The following is a 21,533-nucleotide window of genomic DNA, read 5'->3' on the forward strand; positions in this document are numbered from 1 at the left end:
CCGCCTTCGTCCCCCCTCTCCCGGACGGGCGGCCGCCTCTTTTTGTGGCACGCGTCTTTGTGGCACGCGCTTGTGGGGTTCGTGAGAGCGGGCATCCGGAGGGGCGGGGCTCTGTGGCGGGGCTCTGTGGCGGGGCTCTGTGGGCTGGGCCACACAACCCCGGACGTCCGGCATCCCGGATGCGCGATAGCCTGACCGCTGATCTCTCTTGACGCCAAGAGATCGATCAAACGTCCGGGGCAGGGACGCCCCACCGCCAGCTGTCATACGGAGAACGCCATGACCCGCACTCCCGTGAACGTCACCGTCACCGGCGCGGCCGGCCAGATCGGTTACGCCCTGCTCTTCCGCATCGCCTCCGGCCAGCTGCTCGGCGCGGACGTGCCGGTCAAGCTGCGCCTCCTGGAGATCACCCCCGCGCTGAAGGCCGCCGAGGGCACCGCCATGGAGCTGGACGACTGCGCGTTCCCGCTCCTGCAGGGCATCGACATCACGGACGACCCGAACGTCGCCTTCGCCGGCGCCAACGTCGCCCTCCTCGTGGGCGCCCGCCCCCGCACCAAGGGCATGGAGCGCGGTGACCTCCTCTCGGCCAACGGCGGCATCTTCAAGCCGCAGGGCAAGGCCATCAACGACAACGCCGCGGACGACATCAAGGTCCTCGTCGTCGGCAACCCGGCCAACACCAACGCCCTGATCGCCCAGGCCGCCGCCCCGGACGTACCGGCCGAGCGCTTCACCGCGATGACCCGCCTGGACCACAACCGCGCGCTGACCCAGCTCGCGAAGAAGACGGGCTCCACGGTCGCCGACATCAAGCGCCTGACCATCTGGGGCAACCACTCCGCCACCCAGTACCCGGACATCTTCCACGCCACCATCGCCGGCAAGAACGCCGCCGAGGCCGTCAGCGACGAGAAGTGGCTGGCCGAGGACTTCATCCCGACCGTCGCCAAGCGCGGCGCCGCGATCATCGAGGCCCGTGGCGCGTCCTCCGCGGCCTCCGCCGCCAACGCCGCCATCGACCACGTGCACACCTGGGTCAACGGCACCGCCGAGGGCGACTGGACCTCCATGGGCATCCCGTCGGACGGCTCCTACGGCGTCCCGGAGGGCCTGATCTCCTCCTTCCCGGTCACCACCAAGGACGGCAAGTACGAGATCGTCCAGGGCCTGGACATCAACGAGTTCTCCCGCGCCCGCATCGACGCCTCGGTGCAGGAGCTGGCGGAGGAGCGCGACGCGGTCCGCGGTCTCGGCCTCATCTGAGCCCTCACGGCGGCCGCCTTCTCGACGGCTCTGTCACGACCCCGCACGGGCTCTGTTCCGGTTCCGACCGGAACGGGGCCCGTGCCCCTTTCCGCCCCTACCGTCGGAATATCACCAGGGGACGGGGTTTTCGGGGGGTCGTGATGAGCGGCGGACGGTACGGCTATGGCTACAGCTCCGGCTCCGGCTCCGGCTCCGGAGCGGAACACGAGCCGAGCGAGGAGCGCGGGCAGGCGCCCTGGGCCTGGGCGCCGACACAGACGGCCCTGGTGTACGCGCCCGCTCCGCCGCCCTGCCACGCGGTGCGGCGCCTGCTGCTCGCCCTCGTCCTGGCGGTCGCCGTGGGCACGGGGGTGGGCGTCGGCGTCTGGTTCCTGATCCGCGACACCTCGACGATCCGCGACACCTCGACGGTCCCCGGAGCCGGACGCGATCCGGCGGTGAGCGTCACCGCGAGCCCGTCGGCCGTCGCCCCCGGCTACCGGCGCGCCCTGGACCCCGTCGGCTACTCCGTCGACGTCCCCGCGGGCTGGACCCGCACCCAGAAACAGGGCCGGCTCGCCCCCGTCGTCTCCTACGACGCCCCGGCCGACGGACGCCGGCTGCAGATCTTCCGGCTGGCGGAGGCCACCGCGGCCGAGTCCCTCGCCCTCGCCGAGACCCACCCCGGCTACGGCTTCGCCCGGCAGCCCGGCTACCGGCCCCTCGACCGGGCCTCCGGCGCCACCTGGTCCGAACTCTCCTACCGCTACGACGACTCGGACACCGGCCCGCGCCAGGTCGTCGACCACCGCTTCGAGTCGGCCGACGGCACCCGGTACGCGATCCGCTCCAGCGGCCCGGAGAGCCTCGCGGCGGCGTCGGTGCGTGAGCCGCTCACCAGGGCGGTGGGGTCGTTCGAGCCCTGAGCGTCACTCCAGGCGCTTCTCGAACCAGTGGGCGGCGTAGACGTTGTCGTCGTAGCGCGGGATCTCCCGGTACCCGCACGCCCGGTACATCGCCTGCGCCTCCGTGAGCGCCGCGTGCGTGTCCAGCCGTACGACGTCGAAGCCGCGCGCGGCGGCCTCGCCCTCCAGTGCAGCGAGCAGGCGTCGGGCGAGGCCCAGGCGGCGGGCCTCCCGGTGCACCCACACATGCCGGATCTCGCCGACCCGCGGTTCCAGCCGGCGCAGCGCCCCGCAGCCCACCGGGCGGCTCTCCTCGTACGCGACGAAGAAGGCGCCGGCGTCGCCGGACACCTCCTCGGGCCGTACCAGGGCGGACTCGTCGAAGCCCTCCGGGAACCGGACGTCGAGGTCGGCGGCGTACGCCTCCAGGCAGGCGCGGGCGTCCGGGGAGGCGCCGGGGACGAGGGTGACGGTGATGGCGGCCAGGCGCAGCAGGCGCTGTGCGGTGGCGAGCGCGCCGGTCAGGTCGGTGCGCTGTCCCGGGGCGAGGCCTTCGAGCAGGCCGGCGGCGAGGGCGCCCGCCCGGCGGTTCTGCTCCGTGACCTCGGCGCGTCCGGCGGGCGTCAGTGCCACCCGGCGCAGCCGGTTGTCACCGGGGTGCACGCTCGTGCGGACCAGGCCCTGAGCCTCCAGGGCCTTCGCCATCCGGCTCAGGTATCCGGCGTCGAGACCGAGCCGCGTCCTGAGCTCCCGCAGGGACGCGCCGGTGCCGGACGCCTCCGACGCGCTCTCGTGGATCTCGAACAGCAGCCGGGCCTCGCCGAGCGGGCGGTCCTGGCCGAGGTAGTGGTCGTCCAGGACGCCGATGCGGCGCGTGAAGTAGCGGTTGAAGCGGCGGAGGGCCGTCACCTGATCCATCGACACTGGCTCCATATTTCTTTGACTTTAGTCAAACTTTGGCGGATGGCCCAGTGATACGGCGCACTTTCGGCCATGGATTGCGCATGCAATGGAGGGGTTCGGGCATGCGCCAACGGTCCCGGTGAGTGACACGTGAGTGACACAGGGGCACTGAACAGGAACGGAAGGCAAAACCGATCATGGCGGACACACCAGAACTCCAGGTGCGGAAGACCATCCACGCGGACGGGGAGTGGCTCGAAGCCGTCTCCGGCGCCACGCGCGAGATCATCGACCCCGCGGACGCCCTGCCGTTCGCCCTGGTCGCGGAGGGCGACGAGAAGGACACCGACCTGGCGGTCGCGGCCGCCCGGCGGGCCTTCGACCACGGCGACTGGCCGCGCACCCCCGCCGCCGAACGCGCCGCACTGCTGCGCCGCGTCGCCGATCTCCTCATACGCGACCGTGAAGAGCTCGGCCTGCTGGAGAGCCGTGACGCGGGCAAGACCCTCGAGGAGGGCCGCGTCGACATCGACTGTGTCGCGGACGCCTTCCGTTACTTCGCCGACCTCGTCGCCGCCGAGGCCCCGGGCCGGGTCGTCGACGCGGGCTCGCCCGACATCCACAGCGTGGTCGTGCACGAGCCCCTCGGCGTGTGCGCGCTGATCACGCCCTGGAACTACCCGCTGCTCCAGGCCAGTTGGAAGATCGCCCCGGCGCTCGCGGCCGGCAACACCTTCGTGGTCAAGCCGAGCGAGATCACCCCGCTGACAACGGTCGCCCTCATCGACCTCCTCACCGAGGCCGGACTCCCCGCCGGCGTCGCCAACATCGTCACGGGTCCGGGCCACTCGGTCGGCGCCCGCCTCGCCGAGCACCCCGACGTCGACCTGGTCTCCTTCACCGGCGGCCTGGTCAGCGGCACGAAGGTGGCCCAGGCCGCCGCCCCGGGGGTCAAGAAGGTCGCCCTCGAACTCGGCGGCAAGAACCCCAACGTCGTCTTCGCCGACGCCTGCGCCACCGAGGAGGCCTTCGACACCGCCGTCGACCAGGCCCTCAACGCGGCCTTCATCCACAGCGGCCAGGTCTGCTCCGCGGGCGCCCGCCTCATCGTCGAGGAGTCGGTCCGGGACCGCTTCGTCGCCGAACTCGCCCGCAGGGCGGAACGTATCCGCCTCGGCCGCGGCACGGAGGACGGCGTCGAGTGCGGCCCGCTCGTCTCCGAACAGCAGCGCGCCAAGGTGGAGTCGTACGTCGAATCCGCGCTCGCCGAGGGCGCGGTGCTGCGCTCCGGCGGCAAGCGGCCCGCGCCGTCGGCCGAACGCCCCGCCGCCGGCTACTTCTACGAGCCGACCGTCCTCGACCACTGCCACCGCGAGATGAGGGTCGTACGGGAGGAGGTCTTCGGACCCGTGCTCACCGTCGAGACCTTCCGCACCGAGGACGAGGCGGTCGCCCTCGCCAACGACACCGAGTACGGCCTCGCCGGCGGCGTCTGGACCACCGACGCCGGCCGGGCCCGCAGGGTCGCGGGCCGACTGCGGCACGGCACGGTCTGGATCAACGACTTCCACCCCTACCTCCCCCAGGCGGAGTGGGGCGGCTTCGGCAAGAGCGGGACGGGCCGCGAACTGGGCCCCGCCGGCCTCGCCGAGTACCGCGAGACCAAGCACGTCTACCAGAACCTCGCGCCCAAGCCCGTCCGCTGGTTCGCCGGCTGACCTCCCTCCCTCGCAAGCCCCTGGAGTACCTCCCATGCACCAGCACGAGTACGACTACGTCGTGATAGGCGGCGGCACCGCGGGATCAGTCATCGCCTCCCGCCTCACCGAGAACCCCGACGTCACCGTCGCCGTCATCGAAGGCGGCCCCAGCGACGTGGACAGAGACGACGTCCTGACCCTGCGCCGCTGGATGGGCCTGCTCGGCGGCGATCTCGACTACGACTACCCGACCACCGAGCAGCCACGCGGCAACTCCCACATCCGGCACAGCCGGGCCCGCGTCCTCGGCGGGTGTTCCTCCCACAACACCCTGATCGCCTTCAAGCCGCTGCCGTCCGACTGGGACGAGTGGGAGGCGGCCGGCGCCAAGGGCTGGGGCGCGGTCCCGATGGAGGCCTATTTCGCGCGGCTGAAGAACAACATCGTCCCGGTCGACGAGAAGGACCGGAACGCCATCGCCCGCGACTTCGTCGACGCCGCGCAGAAGGCGCTCGACGTCCCCCGCGTCGAGGGCTTCAACAAGAGGCCGTTCGACGACGGCGTCGGCTTCTTCGACCTCGCCTACCACCCCGAGAACAACAAGCGCTCCTCGGCGTCGGTGGCGTACCTGCACCCGGTGATGGACGAGCGGCCGGGCCTCCGCATCCTGCTGGAGACCTGGGCGTACCGGCTGGAGCTCGACGGCACCCGCGCCGAGGGCGTGCACGTCCGCACGAAGGACGGCGAGGAGCTCCTCGTACGGGCCCGCAACGAGGTCCTGCTGTGCGCGGGCGCCGTCGACTCGCCCCGACTGCTCCTGCACTCCGGCATCGGCCCGAAGGCCGACCTGGAGGCGCTCGGCATCCCCGTCGTGCACGACCTGCCGGGCGTCGGCGAGAACCTGCTCGACCACCCCGAGTCGGTGATCGTCTGGGAGACCAACGGACCCATTCCGGAGAACTCCGCGATGGACTCCGACGCGGGCCTGTTCGTGCGCCGCGACCCCGAACACGCGGGCCCCGACCTGATGTTCCACTTCTACCAGATCCCGTTCACGGACAATCCGGAGCGCCTGGGCTACGAACGCCCGCCCTTCGGCGTCTCGATGACCCCGAACATCCCCAAGCCGAAGAGCCGCGGCCGGCTGTTCCTGACCAGCGCCGACCCCTCGGTCAAGCCGGCCCTCGACTTCCGCTACTTCACCGACGAGGACGACTACGACGGCCGTACCCTCGTCGACGGCATCAAGATCGCCCGCGAGATAGCCAAGGCCGAGCCGCTCGCGGGCTGGCTCAAGCGCGAGGTGGCCCCCGGGCCGCAGGTCACCGGGGACGAGGAGCTGGGCGAGTACGCCCGCAAGGTCGCGCACACCGTGTACCACCCGGCGGGGACCTGCCGGATGGGCGCCGCGGACGACCCATCGGCCGTCGTCGACCCCGAGTTGCGGATCCGTGGACTGGACGGCATCCGTATCGCCGACGCGTCCGTCTTCCCGACCATGCCGGCCGTGAACCCGATGATCGGGGTGTTGATGGTCGGGGAACGGGCCGTCGACCTCCTTGGAGGTGGTGCGTGATGAGTACGACCACGACTGACAGTGCGACCACGGCTCCCGTGTTCTCCGTCGAGGGCCTGTGGAAGGTCTTCGGCCCCAAGGCCGACAGCGTCCCCGCCGACCCCGAGCTGGCCGCCCTGCCGCCCGCCGAACTGCGCGCCCGCACCGGCTGCACCGCCGCCGTCCAGGACGTCTCCTTCGACGTGCGCAAGGGTGAGGTCTTCGTCGTCATGGGCCTGTCCGGCTCCGGCAAGTCCACGCTGGTGCGCTGTCTGACCCGGCTGATCGAACCGACCGCCGGCACGATCGTCATCGACGGCGAGGATGTCCGCGCCATGGACAAGTCCCGGCTGCGCGAACTGCGCCGCCACCGCGCCGCGATGGTCTTCCAGCACTTCGGCCTGCTCCCGCACCGCACGGTCCTCGACAACGTCGCCTACGGCCTGGAGATCCAGGGCATGGGCAAGGCCGAGCGCCGCGAGCGGGCCAGGAAGGTCGTCGAGAAGGTCGGCCTGGAGGGCATGGAGCAGCGCAGGCCCGGCCAGCTGTCCGGCGGCCAGCAGCAGCGCGTCGGGCTGGCCCGGGCGCTCGCCGTCGACCCCGAAGTCCTGCTCTTCGACGAGCCGTTCAGCGCGCTCGACCCGCTGATCCGGCGCGACATGCAGGAGGAGGTCGTCCGGATGCACCGCGAGGAGGGCCGCACGATGGTCTTCATCACGCACGACCTCAGCGAGGCCCTGAAGCTGGGCGACCGCATCGCGCTGATGCGCGACGGCCGCGTGGTGCAGCTGGGCACGCCGGAGGAGATCGTGGGCTCGCCCGCCGACGACTACGTCCGCGAGTTCGTCCGCGACGTCCCGCGCGAGCAGGTCATGACGGTTCGCACCGCCATGCGCGCCGGGGACTGCGAGGGCCCGGAGCACCCGGGTGCGATCGCCGCCGACGCGGTGGTCGCCGAGGCGATCAAGGTCGTCTCCCGCAGCCGCAAGCCCGCGTGTGTCGTGGAGGACGGCCGGTGTCTGGGGGTCGTCGATCACGAACGGCTCCTGGATGTCGTAGCCGGAACGGAGCTCCGCAAGGAGGCGGTCTGATGGCAACGGTCACCGCACCCGCTCCCCGGATCGCCCTCCCCGGCCTCCTCAGGCACCGGGCCGTCCACAAGCTCCTGCTGCTCGCCGTCGCCGCGGCGATTCTCGTCCCCCTGGCGAACGCCCGCTGGGCCAGCGGCAGTTGGCCGAGCGCGCTCACCGTCGACCTCACCGAGCCGCTGACGAGGACCAGCGACTGGATCATCGACAACCGCGACACCCACCCGCTGTTCCTCTACTTCTTCGGCCACGTCAGCAACGCGGTCGTGCTCTCCGTACGGGCCGTGTACCTGGTGCTTCTCGCCGTCGGGTGGGCCGGCGTCACCGCCTTCGCCGGGCTCGTCGCCTGGCGGGTCGCCGGAGTGAAGCTGGCCCTGGGCACCGCCGCCGCCTTCCTCGCCTGCGGTCTGCTCGGCATGTGGATCCCGACCATGCAGACGCTCGCGCTGATGGTCGTGGCGGTGCTGGCGTCGGTCGTCGTGGGCGCCCTGCTGGGGCTCGCCGCCGGGCTGTCCGACCGGATGGACCGGATCCTGCGCCCGATCCTGGACACCATGCAGGTGATGCCCGCCTACGCCTACCTGCTCCCGATGGTCCTGGTCTTCGGCAACGGCGTCCCCGCGGCCGTCCTCGCCACGCTCGTGTACGCCGCCCCGCCCATGGCCCGCCTCACCTCGCTCGGCCTGCGCGGCGCCGACAAGGAGGTGCTGGAGGCCGTCGAGTCGCTGGGGTCCACCGCCCGGCAGCGGCTGCTGACCGCGCGCATCCCGCTGGCCCGCAAGGAACTCCTCCTCGGCCTCAACCAGACGATCATGATGGCGCTGTCCATGGCGGTCATCGCGTCGGTGATCGGCGCGGGCGGCCTCGGTGACCGCGTCTACCAGGCGCTGGGCTCGGTCGACGTGGGTGCGGCGCTGGCCGCCGGTATCCCGATCGTGCTCCTGGCCGTCGTACTGGACCGCGTCACCGGCGCGGCGGGCGACGGTACCGAGGGGTCGGGCCGCGCGGGATGGGCGTACGCGCTCCTCGCCGCCGTGGCCGTCGCGGTGGCCGGACGTCTCCTGGGCCGTCTCGACTGGCCCGACGCCTGGACGCTGGACATCGCCGAGCCGGTCAACCGGGCCGTCGGCTGGATGACGGACCACCTCTACTCCGGCGTGCCCGTCGTCGGTGGCACCGCCGAGTGGGCGGGCCACTTCACCACCTGGGTCCTCGACCCGGTGCGGGACGGTCTGCAGGGGCTGCCCTGGTGGTCGGTGCTGCTCATCGTCGCGGCGCTCGCCTGGCTGATCGGCACCTGGCAGACCGCGCTCACCGCGGTCCTCGCCATGGCCGCGATCGGCGTACTCGGCGTGTGGCAGCCGTCGCTGGACACGCTCTCGCAGGTCCTCGCGGCGGTCGCCGTCACCCTCGTGCTGGGCTTCGCCATCGGTATCGCGGCCGCCCGCAGCGACCGCGTCGAGCGGATGCTGCGGCCCGTCCTGGACGTCTTCCAGACCATGCCGCAGTTCGTGTACCTGATCCCGGTCGTCGCGCTGTTCGGCGTCGGCCGCGCACCGGCTGTCGCCGCGGCGGTCGTCTACGCGCTGCCCGCCGTCGTCCGCATCACCGCCCAGGGCCTGCGCCAGGTCGACCAGGCCTCCCTGGAGTCCGCCCGTTCGCTGGGCGCGACCAGCGGCCAGCAGATCCGGCAGGTCCAACTCCCGCTCGCCCGGCCCGCCCTGCTGCTGGCCGTCAACCAGGGCGTGGTCCTGGTCCTCGCCGTCGTCATCATCGGCGGCCTGGTCGGCGGCGGAGCCCTCGGCTACGACGTCGTCTTCGGCCTCGCCCAGGGCGACCTCGCGACCGGTCTGGTGGCGGGCGCGGCGATCGTCTGCCTCGGCCTGATGCTCGACCGGGTGACCCAGCCGACCGAACGCCGCACCAAGAAGGGAGCGTGACATGCGACTTCGTACGACTGCCGTAGTGGGCTCTCTTCTGCTGCTGACCGTGACCGGCTGCGGCGCCGCCGACATGACCAAGCAGGCCTCGCCCTTCGCCAACGCGGGCGCGAAGACGGTGACCCTGTCCACCCAGTCCTGGGTGGGAGCGCAGGCGAACGTCGCCGTGGCCCAGTACCTCCTCGAGCACCAGCTCGGCTACCGCGTCGACACCGTCCAGATCGACGAGGTGCCCGCCTGGGACGCGCTCGGCCAGGGCCGCGTCGACGCGATCCTGGAGGACTGGGGCCACCCGGAGGAGGAACAGCGGTACGTCCAGGACAAGAAGACGATCACGCGGGGCGGCGACCTCGGCGTGACCGGGCACATCGGCTGGTACGTCCCGACGTACTTCGCCAAGCAGCACCCGGACGTCACGAACTGGAAGAACCTCGACAAGTACGCCTCGCAGATGCGCACGCCGGAGAGCGGAGCCAAGGGCCAGCTCATGGACGGCTCGCCCTCCTACGTCACCAACGACAAGGCGCTGGTGAAGAACCTGAAGCTCGACTACCAGGTCGTCTTCGCCGGTTCGGAGGCCGCCCAGATCACGCAGATGCAGCAGTTCGCCAAGGAGAAGAAGCCCTTCCTCACCTACTGGTACACCCCGCAGTGGCTCTTCAAGAAGGTCCCGATGACCGAGGTGAAGCTGCCGGCGTACAAGGAGGGCTGCGACGCGGACCCGGAGAAGGTGGCCTGCGCCTATCCGCACACCCCGCTGCAGAAGTACCTCAACACGGACTTCGCCCGGTCCGGCGGTGAAGCGGCGGCCTTCCTGAAGAAGTTCAAGTGGACGACCGAGGACCAGGACGAGGTCTCCCTGATGATCGCCGACCAGAAGCTGTCGCCTGAGGAGGCGGCGAAGAAGTGGGTGGACAGCCACGCGTCGACGTGGAAGGCATGGCTGTCCTGATGCTCACTTCAGCTCTGCGGTGATCTCCCGCAGGGCGGCGGTGGCCCGGCGTTGCAGCCCCGGCCCGAACGTCACGCGAGTGGCCCCGAGTTCACCGAGTTCGGTGGGCGAGGGGCCCTCGCCCACCGTCGCGAACACGTTGACCGGTCCCTCGATCCCGGACCGCAGCAACGGCAGTACGGTCGTCGGGGCGCCGATCGGATAGACGCAGTCGGCGCCCGCGGCGACGTACAACGCGGCGCGGCGGATGGCCTGTTCGGGATCGGCGACGCCTCTGATGAAGGTGTCGACGCGGGCGTTGACGAAGAGCGAGTCCCCGGCGGCGTACCGCACCTGGGCGAGCCGGTCGGCGTGCTCGCGCGGGTCCTTGAGGACGCCAGCGGTGGAGTCCTCAAGGTTGCAGCCCACGGCGCCCCCCTCCAACAGCCGTTCCACCAGCTCCTTCGGCGCGAGCCCGTACCCGTCCTCGATGTCGGCGGACACCGGCACGTCCACCGCCCGTACGATCCGCGCGACCGCCGCGAACATCTCGTCCGCCGGGGTCGCCCCGTCCTCGTAGCCGAGGGAGGCGGCGACACCCGCGCTGGGCGTGGCGAGCGCGGGGAAGCCGGCCTCCTCCAGGGCGCGCGCACTGGCCGCGTCCCAGGGCCCGGGCAGGACGAGAGGATCCTCGGGGGTCCGGCCTCGGTGGAGCCTGCGGAAGACCTCGACCTTGCTCACGGTGTGTGTCCCCCCGGCGGGATCCGGCGTTCCACCATCACCCGGTTCCAGTTGTCGATGGCGGCGATCAGCGCGACCGGATGGGCCAGTCGCGTGTCGTCGAAGTGCTCGGCGGCCCGTTCGTACACGTCGTCCGGCACAAACCCTCCCCCGGAGCCGAACGCCGGGGAGGTGCCCCCGGTCAGGACGGTGACCGCTTCCGTCAGCGCGAGCGCGGCCCGCTCCCGTTCGTCGTAGCCGCCCTCGGCCTTCTCCCAGGCGGCCGGCAGGTCGAGCTGCTGCCGGCTCGCCCCGTGCTCACGGGCGATCGCGAGGTTCCAGGAGCGTGGTACGGCTCATTTGTACTGCCCCGGCCGGTAGTGCCCGGGCACCAGCCGGCAGGTCACCCCGAACCGGTTCCACGCGTTGATCACCGCGATCGCGGCGATCAGCTGCGCCAGCTCGGCCTCCTCGAAGTGCTTGGCGGCCTGTTCGTACACCGCGTCCGGCACGAACCCTTCCGTCAGTACGGTGACCGCCTCCGTCAGCGCCAGCGCCGCGAGCTCCTTCTCGGTGTAGAAGTGCTCCGACTCCTCCCACGCGCTGAGCTGGACGATCCGCTCGACGCTCTCGCCCCCGGCGAGCGCGTCCTTGCTGTGCATGTCGACGCAGAGCGCGCAGTGGTTGATCTGCGAGGCGCGGATCTTCACCAGCTCCAGCAGCCTCGGGTCGAGGCCCTTACGGGCGGCGGCGTCCAGCCGGACCATCGCCTTGAAGACCTCGGGGGCGTGCTCGGTCCAGTGCAGTCGAGGGGTGTGTTCGGGGGCGTACTCCACGGTCGTGGCGGTGGTGTCGTTGGTCATGGCATCGACCCTAGAAGGAAGGCAGCCCAGGGGTATGGTCCATTTCCATGGCGAAACCATGGGCCACTTTGGGCATCGACCTCCACCTCGAACCGACCGGCCCGGGCGTCCGCGGCGGCCTCACCGACGCGCTGCGCGAAGCCGTACGGTCCGGCCGGCTCGCCCCCGGCACCCGGCTGCCCTCCTCCCGCACGCTCGCCGCCGACCTGGGCATCGCCCGCAACACGGTCGCCGACGCCTACGCCGACCTGGTCGCCGAGGGCTGGCTGACCGCCCGGCAGGGGTCGGGCACCAGGGTGGCCATGGGGGCACTTCCCACGCCCTTGAGGCAGTGGGGGAGTGCTGCCGTCCCCCCGGTCGGCGCGGCCCCGCCCCGCCGGGAGCGCCACCGCCCGACGTACGACCTCCGCCCCGGCACCCCCGACCTCGCCTCCTTCCCCCGCGCCGAGTGGCTCAAGGCCGCCCGCCGGGCCTTCACCGCCGCCCCGAACGACGCCCTCGGCTACGGCGACCCCCGCGGCCGCGTCGAACTGCGCACCGCCCTCGCCGGCTACCTCGCCCGCTCCCGGGGCGTGCGCACGGATCCCGACCGGATCGTCGTGGTCGCCGGGTTCGTGCACGGCCTGAAGGTGCTGGGTGCGGTGCTGCGGGCGCGCGGGGTACGGACGGTCGCCGTCGAGTCGTACGGCCTGAGGGTCCACGAGGACCAGCTGAAGGCGGCCGGCCTGCACACCCCGCCCCTCCCGTTCGACGAACTGGGCACCGACCCGGCGCACCTGACCGACGAGGACGCGGTACTCCTGACCCCCGCCCACCAGTTCCCCATGGGCGTCCCCCTGCACCGGGACCGGCGGGCGGTCGTCCTGGACTGGGCGCGGCGCACCGGCGGACTGGTCCTGGAGGACGACTACGACGGCGAGTTCCGCTACGACCGCCAGCCCGTCGGCGCCCTCCAGGGCCTCGACCCGGACCACGTGGTCTACCTCGGCACGGCGAGCAAGTCCCTGGCCCCCGGCCTGCGTCTGGCCTGGATGGTGCTGCCGCCGGCCCTCGCGGAGGCGGCGGCCGCCGCGAAGGGCGGCATCGACACCTGCGGCGTCCTCGACCAGCTGACCCTGGCCGAGTTCCTCACCTCCGGCGCATACGACCGCCATGTGCGCTCGGCGCGCCTTCGCTACCGTCGTCGACGCGACGCCCTCGTGGCCGCCCTCGCTGCTCACGCCCCCGAGGTGCAGGCCACCGGCATAGCGGCCGGTCTGCACGCCGTCCTGCGGCTGCCGCCCGCCAGCGAGCGGTCGGTCGTCCAGGCGGCCGCCTGGCAGGGCCTGGCGGTCGACGGCCTCACCTGCTACCGCCACCCCCACGCGATCGCCGAGCAGCCCATGGACGCACTGGTCGTCGGGTACGGGACACCGCCGGACCACGCATGGTCGGGGGCCCTGGACGCATTGTGTGCGGTACTTCCCGGATAATCGGAGGTTTTCTGGTCCGGAATGCGGTTCGGCGGATAGGGTCACCCCATGAGTAATATCGATGCGATATCCCGCGTGGCCCTGAAGAAGGTTACCCCAGGTGTCTCCGCCGCAATGGGCTCCCTGCATGGCGCCGCCGTTTCCGCGGCGCAGGACGCCAAGGTCGAACCGGAACTCCTGGAACTGATCAGGATCCGTGCCTCGCAGCTCAACGGCTGCGCGTTCTGCCTCGACATGCACACCAAGGACGCCCGGGCCCAGGGCGAGACAGAACAGCGGATCTACGCGCTGAACGCCTGGCGGGAGACGCCCTTCTTCAGCGGGCGAGAGCGCGCCGCACTGGCGTTGACCGAGGCCGTGACCCTGGTGCAGGACGGTCACGTCCGGGACGCGGTCTACGCCGAGGCCGCGGCGGTCTTCGACCAGGAGCAGATCGCCGCACTGATCTGGACGGCCACCGTCATCAACGCCTACAACCGGATCGCCATCGCGACCAGGATGGTGCCGGGGGCTTATCAGCCTGCACAGAAGAACAACTGAAGAAGGACGGAAAAGTAATTCAATTCAAGCAGCCTTGATCGCGCCGGGGCGAATGGGATTCAGGAATACGGGATCTCATTCGCCCCGGCGCATGTCGCCGGGCCGCAAGAATTCAGCGCTCCGGCAGCGGCTCCATGACGTCGTCCAGCCATGTCCGCCATTCGGGTGCCCGCACCGCCGGTGCCGCCCGCATCGGCCGGGCCGTCCAGCCCGTCACGGGCCGGATTCCGTGCAGCGCGTTCACCAGCCACACCTCACGCCCGTCCAGCTCGGCCAGGGTCCGCTCGCGGTGGGCGACGCGGGTCCCGGTGCGCCAGGCCTGCTCCTGGAGGAGTCCGACGGTCACCCCGGGCAGGACGGGCAGCCGTGGCGGGGGCAGGCACAGGGTGTCGTCCTCCCACCACAGCACGCTGGCGGTGGCCGCCTCCAGCACCACTCCGGACGGCGCGATCAGCACCGCCTCCTCCGCGCCCTCGCCGGACGCCCGCCGCCGGATCCGGGCCAGGGCATCCAGGTCCGGGCCCTTGCGGCGGGGAACGGTCCGCGGATCGGACTGCCCCGCCGCCCACACCCGTACACCGGAGCCGAGTGGCGGCGCGTGCCGCAACAGCACTCGCAACTCCAGCGAACCGGCGGCGAGTTCCACTCGGGGAAACCACTCACCGGTACGCGGCAGCGCCGCTGTCATGTCCTGCCAGAACTCCATGAGCCGGCGCGACGGCGGACCACCGCACTCGCCGCACGCCCGCAGGAACCTCTCCCGGTGCCGCTCGAAGCCACGCACCCGACCGTCCCGCACCAGCCAGGAGTCCGCGACGAGCAACCGCCCCCCGACGGCCGCACCCGTCTCCGGCCGCAGACCCGGCGCGGCCCCTGCCGCCGACCACCCCCCGGCCGCCACCCCCGTGTCCGGGCCCGTGTCCGCCGCCACCGGGCCGTCGCCCGGTGTCCACCTCAACAGTCCTTCCGCAACCGGCAGTTGGGTCACCGCGATCCCCTCCTCAGTACTTTCCGCCGGCCACCACGGGCGCCCCGCCCCGCGGCCCGTAGGGCGCGTGCTCCAGCCATGAACCGCACCACGGCAGCACCGGTGCGAGGGCCGCTGCGGCCTGCTGCTTGACCCGGACGATCCGCCGCCGAGGCCGCAGATGGTCCAGCGCCTTCCCGGCGGCCGCGCTGTTGAACAGGGCCGCAGCGCGCCGCACCGCGGCGAACTCGGCGACCGTCCCCGCCGTCCCCGCGATGGCGGCCGCCGCCGCTGCCGCGTCCGCGATCCCGCTGTTCATGCCGCGCGCCCCGAACGGCGGAAAGAGATGCGCCGCCTCCCCGACGAGCAGCACCCTCCCGTGCGGGTCGGTGAACGCGGCCGCGACCTTGCGCAGGAAGCGGTACGTCGACACCCACAGGATCCGCTCGGCGTACCCGTCCGCCACGACCGAGGGCAGCCACCGGCGTACGGCCTCCTCACTGCCGTACGTCTCCTGCCGGTCGTCGTCCCGGCACTGCAGGTCGACCTGGAAGCCCCCGGTGAACGGCACCCGCATCACGCTGCGGCCGCCCACGCCCGGATGCTCGTAGTGGAAGACCCGCTCCAACGGGAGTTCGGCGCCGGGGATGTCGGCGACGTCGACGACGACGTGGAAGCCCTCCCCGTGACCGCCTTCCATGGCGATGCCCAGTCCGCTGCGGAGCGTGGAGCGGGCGCCGTCGGCGGCGATCGCGTAGCCGCCGCTCCACACCCGCCCGTCCTCGTCGGTCAGCCGGACCCCGGTCGCCGTGGTGCGGACGTCCGTCACGCGGCAGTCCCACTCGAACTCCACCCCGGCTCGCTCGCAGGCGGTCCGCAGGAAGCGTTCGGTGTCCACCTGGCGCAGGCTGGTGAAGGGTGGGGTGCCCGAAGCGGGCGGATAGGTCCGGGAGTACACCTCGCGGCCCCGGTAGAGGGTGCGCCGGGTCCGCCAGGTCCGTCCGTACGACGTGATCTCGTCGGCGAGCCCGGGCCGCATCCCGTCGAGGAGACGCAGCGTCTCCCGGTGTACGAACAGGGCTCGGCTGCCCGGCCGTTCACGGTCCTTCGGGTCGGCCTCCAGGAGGACGACCGGCAGCCCGTGCGCCCGCAGGGCGAGCGCCGCCGACAGACCGACGGGGCCGGCGCCGACGACCAGCACCCGGTTCACGTGCCCGCGCTCTCGGCCAGCATGCGGGTGATCTCCACCCGCTTCACCTTCCACGTGGCGGTCATCGGCAGTTCCTCGAACCGCCACTGCCGCGGCTCGGCCATCGCCGGCAGATCGGCCGTGGCCTCCCGCCAGCGCTCCGCGTCCAGCGTCCGCTCGCCCCGCACGCACACCACCGGCACCGGCTCCCGGCCCGCGCCGGGCACGATGACGACCTCCCGCAGTTCCTCCAGCCGGGACATCAGCACGTCCTCGACCTCCAGATTGCTGTTCACCGAGTCGATCCGGTCGATCTCACGGTCGATCAGATGCAGGACACCCAGACGGCTGCGGTACCCCATGTCGCCCATCTGCCACCAGCCCCGGTCGAGTTGGCGCTCGTACTGCTCCCGCGCCCCGAGATAGGTGAGGATCAGCCCCCTGGTACGGGCCTCGATCCGGCCTGCCGTCCCGGGCGCCGCCCGCCTGCCGTCGGCGTCGGTGACCCGGACCCGGGTGAACCCCGGTATCCCGATGCCGACCCGGCGGCCGTCCGAGCGAGCGGCACCGCGCCGGGTGAACCACTGGAACGCGACCGGCCCCGTCTCGCTCTGCCCGTACAGCTGGACCAGCCAGGGCGTACGCCGTCTCGAGGCGCCCAGCAGGCGCCGGACGGTCCGCGGATGGATCGCGTCGAACGTGGAGCCGTACGCCTTGACCCGTGACAGCGGTGCCCCCGGTGCGTCGGCCAACTCCTCCCACAGTACGAAGGTGTTGGGATGCGTCTCCACGATCCCGGGCCGGTGCCGCACCAGCAGCGGCCCCACGCTCGCCGGGTCCGGGTCGGTGATCAGCACCAGCGGACTGCCGAAGTGCAGCAGCACACCGAGCAGATGGTAGAAGCGCGAGTGCACGAACGACATGTGCAGGGCCGCGGTCTCGCCCCGGGTGGGCCAGCCCATCGCCTGCTGCGGTACCAGCCGGTTCCACATGGTCCGTGCGCAGTGCACGGCGAGCTTGGGAACGCCGGTGGTGCCCGAGCTGTGGGTGATCAGCGCGGGTTCCCGGGGGTGGAGCCGTACCGGCGAGGGCGGCTCGGTCCCGGCGTACTTCTCCAGGGGCACGGCGCCGGGAGCGTCGTCCACGGAGAGGGTGTCCCGCACGAGCCCGGACAGGTCGACGTCCTTGAGCGGGCCGTCCAGCTTCGCCCGGTCGGTGATCAGCCAGGGCCGCTGCAACCGCGCCAGCAACTGCCCCACGACGGGACCGGCCAGGGCGGGGGAGAGCAGCACCGGCACCGCTCCGATCCGGGAGACCGCGCAGGTCAGCAGCACGATGTCGACGTTGTCCGTCTTGTGCACGACCACCTGTTCCGACGGGCGTACCCCCGCCTCCCACAGCCGGCCCGACAGTTCCTCGACGACCTCGGCGAGCACCGGATAGCTCAGGTCGACCCCGAGCGACGGGTCGACGTCCAGCGGCCGGTCCAGGGTGACGAAGACGTCCCCGTGGCGGTCGGCCGCCCGCCGGAACAGCGGTCCGAGACAGAACGCGCGGTCGGTGAGCAGGAGTTGTTCGGTCATGAGGCTCTTCCTGTCTGCCATGGTCACCAGGCGCCCTTGCGGACCAGGTGACGGCGGAGCTTTCCGGTTGGGGTACGAGGCAGGGACGGGACGAGGCTGACGCTGCGGGGAACCTTGAAGGCGGCCAGGTGCTCCCGCGCCAGCCGGATCAAGTCGTCCTCCAGACCGGTCGGCGGCGCTGCCACGGGCACGGCGAAGGCACGCAGCCTGCTGAAACCGCGCCCGTCCCGCACGGCCGCGACCGCGACCTCCCGCACCGCCGGATGCGTCCGCAGTACGGCCTCCACCTCCAGCGGGGAGACAGTGATACCGCCGACCATCTCCATGTCGTCGCTGCGGCCCAGATGCCGGTAGCTGCCGTCCGGTTCACGGCGCGCCCGGTCCCGGGTGGCGAGCCAGCCGCCGGACAGGGCGCGGGCCGTCTCCTCGGGCCGGTTCAGATAGCCGGGCGTCACCGTCGGCCCGCGCACCCACAGTTCGCCCTCCGCCCCGTCCGGCACCGGTCGCCCGCCACGGTCCCGCAGCTCCACTTCGAAGCCGGGCACGGGACGGCCGACGGTGCCGGGACGGTTGTACTCGTAGCTGTTGGCGCAGAACGCGTGCCCCGCCTCAGTGGAGCCGATCTGCTCCAGCACCGGCGCGCCGAGCAGTTCGGCGACCTGCCTCCCGAGCTCGGTCGGCATGCTCTCGCCGGCCGACACCGCGGCGCGTACCGAGGCGAAGCAGGCCGCGTGGCCGCTGCCCCGGTCGGCCGTCAGCGCGGCGTACGCCGACGGCACGGAGTACAGCAGCGTCACCCGGTGCCGGGCGATCAGCTCGTCGACGGCGGCCGGGGTCGGTCGGCGGTCAACCAGCACGGCCGACGAACCCGAGAAGAGCGGGAAGACGAAGGCGTTGCCGAAGCCGTACGCGAAGTACAGCTTCGACACCGACAGCGTGACGTCGTCCTGGGTGATCCGCAGCACCCGCCGCCCGATCAGGTCGTGGTACGTCCTCGGGTCGCCGTGCGTGTGCACGACACCCTTGGGGCGTCCCGTTGTGCCGGAGGTGTACTGGACGTAGAGCGGGGTATGCGCGTCGACCGGATGCGCCGGTGCCGGGTCGGTGGCCGGGCTGAGCGCGAGGAACTGGTCGGCGCCGAGGCATGCCCGGCCGCTGAAGCGGTCCTCCAGGCCAGGTCCGGTCACGCACAGCACGGCCTCGGTGTCCCCGGCCATGAACGTGTGGTCGGCCGCGAAGAGTTCGGGATTGACCAGGACCGCCACGGCCCCGAGCCGGGCGGTGGCGAGGAAGGCCGTCACCCAGGCGATCCCGTCGGGCAGGGCGAGCAGCACCCGGTCACCGGGGCGCACACCGTGCCCGGCGAGCACACCGGCCGCGCGGGCCGCGAGAGCGTGTACCTCGCCGTGCGTCCAGACCCGGTGGCCCTGGTGGAAGGCGGCCCGTCCGGTCCACCCGCGCCGCTCGGCGAGGCCGGCGAGCTGCGCGGCGAGGTTGCCGGGGGCGTCCGCGTCGAGCGGGGAGGGCACGGGACCGGCCGAGGGCGGCGTGGGACGGGGGCTCGTCGTCGGGCCGGTTTGTCCGTGATGGTCGGCAGCGGTTGTCGTGGGGCCGGTTTGTCCGTGACGGTCGGCGGCGGTCGTCATCGGGCCGGCTCCTCGGTGACGGTCTTCGGCATCCGGGTGTCGGTCCGCTCCCGTTGCTCCCGGATCCGGGCGACCGCGTGCTCCCGGTGCGCCCGCATCTGCGCGGCCGTCTTCAGCAGCATCTCGTCGTACTCCGCGACCGGATCCGAGTCGAGGACTATCGCCCCGCCCGCGCCCAACCGCATCAGCCCGTCGGTGAGTACGGCCGTACGGATCACGATGCTGAGATCCGCGCCGCCGCCGCACCCCAGGTAGCCGAGGGCTCCGGAGTAGACGCCGCGGGCCTCGGTCTCCAACGAGTCGATGATCTCCATCGTGCGCAGCTTCGGCGCGCCGGTCATGGAGCCGCCGGGAAAACAGGCGCGCACGCAGTCCACCGCGTCCGTGCCCTCGCGCAGCCGGCCCTCGACGGTGGAGACCAGCTGGTGGACGGTGGCGTACGTCTCGGTGGCCATCAGCCGGGGGACCCGTACCGTCCCGGTCCGGCAGACCCGGCCCAGATCATTGCGGAGCAGGTCGACGATCATCAGGTTCTCGGCGCGGGTCTTGGCGTCCGTCGCGAGCGCGTCCCTGAGCCGGGCGTCCTCCTCCGGCCCGTCCCCGCGGGGCGCGGTGCCCTTGACGGGTCTGGCCTCGGCGACGCCGTCCCGGCTGATCCGCAGGAAACGCTCGGGGGAGGAGCCGGCCACGTCGAGGTCCTTGAACCGCAGGAAGGCCGCGTACGGTGCCGGGTTGACGCGCCGCAGGACCCGGTAGAAGTCGTAGGCGTCGGGCGGGGCGGGCAAGCGGGCGGCGTCGGTCAGACAGACCTCGTAGCTGGTGCCCGCCCGCAGCTCCCGTCGGCAGGCCTCGATGTCCGCGAGGTAGGTCGCCCGGTCGCGCACCAGCCAGGGCTCGGCGGCGAGGAGGTCGGGCTCGGGGACCGGCGCGGACCGGGACGGCGCCTCGACTGCGGGGCTCATGTCGGCCCCGACACAGGCGAGTCGGGCAAGCGTGCCGTCCAGCCAGTCCGTGGCCTCCCGCCCGGCCTGCGGGGTGTCCTCCGCCAGGCAGACCGCGTAGGTGAAGTCCTCCTGATGGTCGACCGCGATCAGTCGGTCGGCGAACAGCCAGCAGGCGTCCGGTGTGTCGGAGGAGTGTCGGTTCGGCGAGCCGCAGTCGGCCTTCGTCTCGTAGCCGAAGTAGCCGACGTAGCCGCCGGTGAAGTCGAAGGGCAGACCGGTGGCGTCCACCCGCCGGCTGGCCAACTGCCGCTTCAGATAGTCGAAGACGCTCGCCGTGACCTTGCGCGGCGGTCGCCCCGCCCGTTCGATCTCACAGCGTCCGGTGCCGACGTCGTACCGCACGAACTCGCTGAGTGGCCCGCTGTCGTCCCCGAGGAACGAGAACCGCGACCGGCCCGGCTCGACCAGCGAACTGTCCAGCCAGAACGCCCGCTCGGCGGCGGCGTACATCCGTGTGAAGGCCGCCTCCGTGTCGACCGCGCCGGCGATGCGGCGGGTGTGCAGCCGGTAGGAGGGGCCGCCGGAACGTCGGGGGCGCGGGATGGACACACGGGAGGGCGGCGGTGTGTCCGTGGCGGACGGCGTGGTGGTGGCCGCCGGTGCCGCGGTGGCCGGCGGGCGGGGGATCGCCGCCTCGGTCGGGGGTACGGCCGTGTTCTTCGTGCGCGGCTTGCGGGCCCGTTCCGCCGTGAGATTGCGGAAGTTCACGAGCATGCGGTGGCCGTGCTCGGTCAGAATGGACTCCGGGTGGAACTGCACGCCCCACAGCGGGCGGGTGCGGTGTCGCAGCCCCATCAGTACACCGTCCTCGGCCCACGCGGTGGCCTCCAGCGTGTCGGGCAGCGGCTCGCGCACGGCCAGCGAGTGGTAGCGGACCGCGGTGAAGCCCTGCGGCACCCCCTCGAACAGGTCCTGGCCGTCGTGCCGTACGGAGGTCAGGTGCCCGTGCCGGGGCTTCGGGGCCGGTCCCACCCGGGCGCGCTCCGCGAGGGCGATGCCCTGGTGGCCCAGGCAGACGCCCAGCACGGGCACCTGGGACTCGGCCAGCAGGCGGGCGCTGATGCCGAAGTCGCGGCCCTGCGCCGGGTGCCCAGGGCCCGGCGACACCAGCACGTTGTCGAATTCCGCAAGATCCGGAATCGAGTCGCCGGGGGTGTCATTGAGGATCACCACCGGCTCCTCGCCGTTCACCTCGGCGATCAGCTGGAACAGGTTGTACGTGTACGAGTCGTAATTGTCGATGAGCAGGGTCTTCACCGGCCCACCTCCCTTGCGT

Annotated in this window: 17 protein-coding genes and 1 pseudogene; 9 read left to right on the plus strand and 9 right to left on the minus strand. The window is 72.0% G+C overall.

Annotated features, from left to right (window positions below; translation table 11 throughout):
• The first annotated feature begins 279 nt into the window (after window positions 1-279).
• Complete coding sequence (locus tag QFZ76_RS31470) at window positions 280-1,269, plus strand: malate dehydrogenase (RefSeq protein ID WP_307676861.1); 990 nt, start codon at window positions 280-282, stop codon at window positions 1,267-1,269.
• A gap of 143 nt (window positions 1,270-1,412) precedes the next feature.
• Window positions 1,413-2,177 carry a hypothetical protein gene (locus QFZ76_RS31475; protein WP_307676862.1) on the plus strand — a complete coding sequence of 255 codons (765 nt, stop codon included), beginning with the start codon at window positions 1,413-1,415 and terminating at the stop codon, window positions 2,175-2,177.
• 3 nt (window positions 2,178-2,180) lie between these two features.
• Here QFZ76_RS31475 and QFZ76_RS31480 read toward each other — a convergent pair whose 3' ends face one another.
• On the minus strand, window positions 2,181-3,074 hold the full coding sequence (locus QFZ76_RS31480) for a GNAT family N-acetyltransferase (RefSeq protein ID WP_373464375.1): 894 nt from the start codon (window positions 3,072-3,074) through the stop codon (window positions 2,181-2,183).
• A gap of 182 nt (window positions 3,075-3,256) precedes the next feature.
• Here QFZ76_RS31480 and QFZ76_RS31485 point away from each other — a divergent pair, with 182 nt between their 5' ends.
• From QFZ76_RS31485 to QFZ76_RS31505, 5 genes are read left to right on the plus strand one after another with little or no spacing between them, the layout of a single operon-like run.
• Window positions 3,257-4,777: an aldehyde dehydrogenase family protein gene (locus QFZ76_RS31485; protein WP_307676864.1), complete on the plus strand. Its 1,521-nt coding sequence runs from the start codon at window positions 3,257-3,259 to the stop codon at window positions 4,775-4,777.
• 34 nt (window positions 4,778-4,811) lie between these two features.
• Entirely contained in the window at window positions 4,812-6,335 is a 1,524-nt protein-coding gene (locus tag QFZ76_RS31490; protein ID WP_307676865.1) for a GMC family oxidoreductase, read from the plus strand.
• The gene (locus QFZ76_RS31495; RefSeq protein ID WP_307676866.1) at window positions 6,335-7,405 is read left to right on the plus strand and encodes a glycine betaine/L-proline ABC transporter ATP-binding protein; all 1,071 of its coding nucleotides are present in this window, start codon (window positions 6,335-6,337) and stop codon (window positions 7,403-7,405) included. The genes QFZ76_RS31490 and QFZ76_RS31495 overlap by 1 nt, the downstream gene beginning before the upstream one ends.
• Window positions 7,405-9,342, plus strand: coding sequence for a proline/glycine betaine ABC transporter permease (locus QFZ76_RS31500; RefSeq protein WP_307676867.1), 1,938 nt, complete (start codon window positions 7,405-7,407; stop codon window positions 9,340-9,342). The genes QFZ76_RS31495 and QFZ76_RS31500 overlap by 1 nt, the downstream gene beginning before the upstream one ends.
• A 1-nt stretch (window position 9,343) precedes the next feature.
• Window positions 9,344-10,294, plus strand: a complete 951-nt coding sequence (locus QFZ76_RS31505; protein ID WP_307676868.1) for an ABC transporter substrate-binding protein — start codon at window positions 9,344-9,346, stop codon at window positions 10,292-10,294.
• A gap of 3 nt (window positions 10,295-10,297) precedes the next feature.
• Here QFZ76_RS31505 and QFZ76_RS31510 read toward each other — a convergent pair whose 3' ends face one another.
• The 3 genes and pseudogenes from QFZ76_RS31510 to QFZ76_RS31520 form a co-directional block, all read right to left on the minus strand.
• Window positions 10,298-11,014: an isocitrate lyase/phosphoenolpyruvate mutase family protein gene (locus QFZ76_RS31510; RefSeq protein ID WP_307676869.1), complete on the minus strand. Its 717-nt coding sequence runs from the start codon at window positions 11,012-11,014 to the stop codon at window positions 10,298-10,300.
• Window positions 11,011-11,331, minus strand: a pseudogene (locus QFZ76_RS31515) (carboxymuconolactone decarboxylase family protein); the annotation flags it as partial. The gene QFZ76_RS31510 and the pseudogene QFZ76_RS31515, both read right to left, overlap by 4 nt.
• Window positions 11,332-11,349: 18 nt before the next feature.
• The gene (locus tag QFZ76_RS31520) at window positions 11,350-11,856 is read right to left on the minus strand and encodes a carboxymuconolactone decarboxylase family protein (protein WP_307676870.1); all 507 of its coding nucleotides are present in this window, start codon (window positions 11,854-11,856) and stop codon (window positions 11,350-11,352) included.
• A 47-nt stretch (window positions 11,857-11,903) separates the two neighbouring features.
• Here QFZ76_RS31520 and QFZ76_RS31525 point away from each other — a divergent pair, with 47 nt between their 5' ends.
• Together QFZ76_RS31525 and QFZ76_RS31530 are read left to right on the plus strand one after the other, a co-directional pair.
• Window positions 11,904-13,328: a PLP-dependent aminotransferase family protein gene (locus QFZ76_RS31525; protein ID WP_307676871.1), complete on the plus strand. Its 1,425-nt coding sequence runs from the start codon at window positions 11,904-11,906 to the stop codon at window positions 13,326-13,328.
• Window positions 13,329-13,376: 48 nt separating this feature from the next.
• Window positions 13,377-13,868, plus strand: coding sequence for a carboxymuconolactone decarboxylase family protein (locus tag QFZ76_RS31530; protein WP_307676872.1), 492 nt, complete (start codon window positions 13,377-13,379; stop codon window positions 13,866-13,868).
• A gap of 112 nt (window positions 13,869-13,980) precedes the next feature.
• Here QFZ76_RS31530 and QFZ76_RS31535 read toward each other — a convergent pair whose 3' ends face one another.
• The 5 genes from QFZ76_RS31535 to pabB form a co-directional block, all read right to left on the minus strand.
• Entirely contained in the window at window positions 13,981-14,856 is an 876-nt protein-coding gene (locus QFZ76_RS31535; protein WP_373464376.1) for an aminotransferase class IV, read from the minus strand.
• A gap of 13 nt (window positions 14,857-14,869) precedes the next feature.
• A complete protein-coding gene (locus QFZ76_RS31540; RefSeq protein WP_307676873.1) occupies window positions 14,870-16,045 on the minus strand; it encodes an FAD-dependent monooxygenase in 1,176 nt (391 codons plus the stop codon).
• On the minus strand, window positions 16,042-17,607 hold the full coding sequence (locus QFZ76_RS31545; RefSeq protein WP_307676874.1) for a class I adenylate-forming enzyme family protein: 1,566 nt from the start codon (window positions 17,605-17,607) through the stop codon (window positions 16,042-16,044). The genes QFZ76_RS31540 and QFZ76_RS31545 overlap by 4 nt, the downstream gene beginning before the upstream one ends.
• Before the next feature lie 23 nt (window positions 17,608-17,630).
• Entirely contained in the window at window positions 17,631-19,136 is a 1,506-nt protein-coding gene (locus tag QFZ76_RS31550) for an AMP-binding protein (protein WP_307676875.1), read from the minus strand.
• A 113-nt stretch (window positions 19,137-19,249) separates the two neighbouring features.
• Window positions 19,250-21,514 carry an aminodeoxychorismate synthase component I gene (pabB, locus tag QFZ76_RS31555; RefSeq protein ID WP_307676876.1) on the minus strand — a complete coding sequence of 755 codons (2,265 nt, stop codon included), beginning with the start codon at window positions 21,512-21,514 and terminating at the stop codon, window positions 19,250-19,252.
• Window positions 21,515-21,533: the final 19 nt, after the last annotated feature.

Source organism: Streptomyces sp. V4I2 (assembly GCF_030817655.1).
Lineage (GTDB): Bacteria > Actinomycetota > Actinomycetes > Streptomycetales > Streptomycetaceae > Streptomyces > Streptomyces plumbiresistens.

Excerpts from the sequence above, each read along its gene's own strand:
- QFZ76_RS31485 (WP_307676864.1), top strand. The coding sequence starts at position 3,257 with ATGGCGGACACACCAGAACTCCAGGTGCGGAAGACCATCCACGCGGAC.
- QFZ76_RS31480 (WP_373464375.1), bottom strand. The coding sequence starts at position 3,074 with ATGGATCAGGTGACGGCCCTCCGCCGCTTCAACCGCTACTTCACGCGC.
- QFZ76_RS31530 (WP_307676872.1), top strand. The coding sequence starts at position 13,377 with ATGAGTAATATCGATGCGATATCCCGCGTGGCCCTGAAGAAGGTTACC.
- QFZ76_RS31500 (WP_307676867.1), top strand. The coding sequence starts at position 7,405 with ATGGCAACGGTCACCGCACCCGCTCCCCGGATCGCCCTCCCCGGCCTC.
- QFZ76_RS31495 (WP_307676866.1), top strand. The coding sequence starts at position 6,335 with ATGAGTACGACCACGACTGACAGTGCGACCACGGCTCCCGTGTTCTCC.
- QFZ76_RS31520 (WP_307676870.1), bottom strand. The coding sequence starts at position 11,856 with ATGACCAACGACACCACCGCCACGACCGTGGAGTACGCCCCCGAACAC.
- QFZ76_RS31470 (WP_307676861.1), top strand. The coding sequence starts at position 280 with ATGACCCGCACTCCCGTGAACGTCACCGTCACCGGCGCGGCCGGCCAG.
- QFZ76_RS31505 (WP_307676868.1), top strand. The coding sequence starts at position 9,344 with ATGCGACTTCGTACGACTGCCGTAGTGGGCTCTCTTCTGCTGCTGACC.
- QFZ76_RS31490 (WP_307676865.1), top strand. The coding sequence starts at position 4,812 with ATGCACCAGCACGAGTACGACTACGTCGTGATAGGCGGCGGCACCGCG.
- QFZ76_RS31545 (WP_307676874.1), bottom strand. The coding sequence starts at position 17,607 with ATGACCGAACAACTCCTGCTCACCGACCGCGCGTTCTGTCTCGGACCG.
- QFZ76_RS31475 (WP_307676862.1), top strand. The coding sequence starts at position 1,413 with ATGAGCGGCGGACGGTACGGCTATGGCTACAGCTCCGGCTCCGGCTCC.
- QFZ76_RS31525 (WP_307676871.1), top strand. The coding sequence starts at position 11,904 with ATGGCGAAACCATGGGCCACTTTGGGCATCGACCTCCACCTCGAACCG.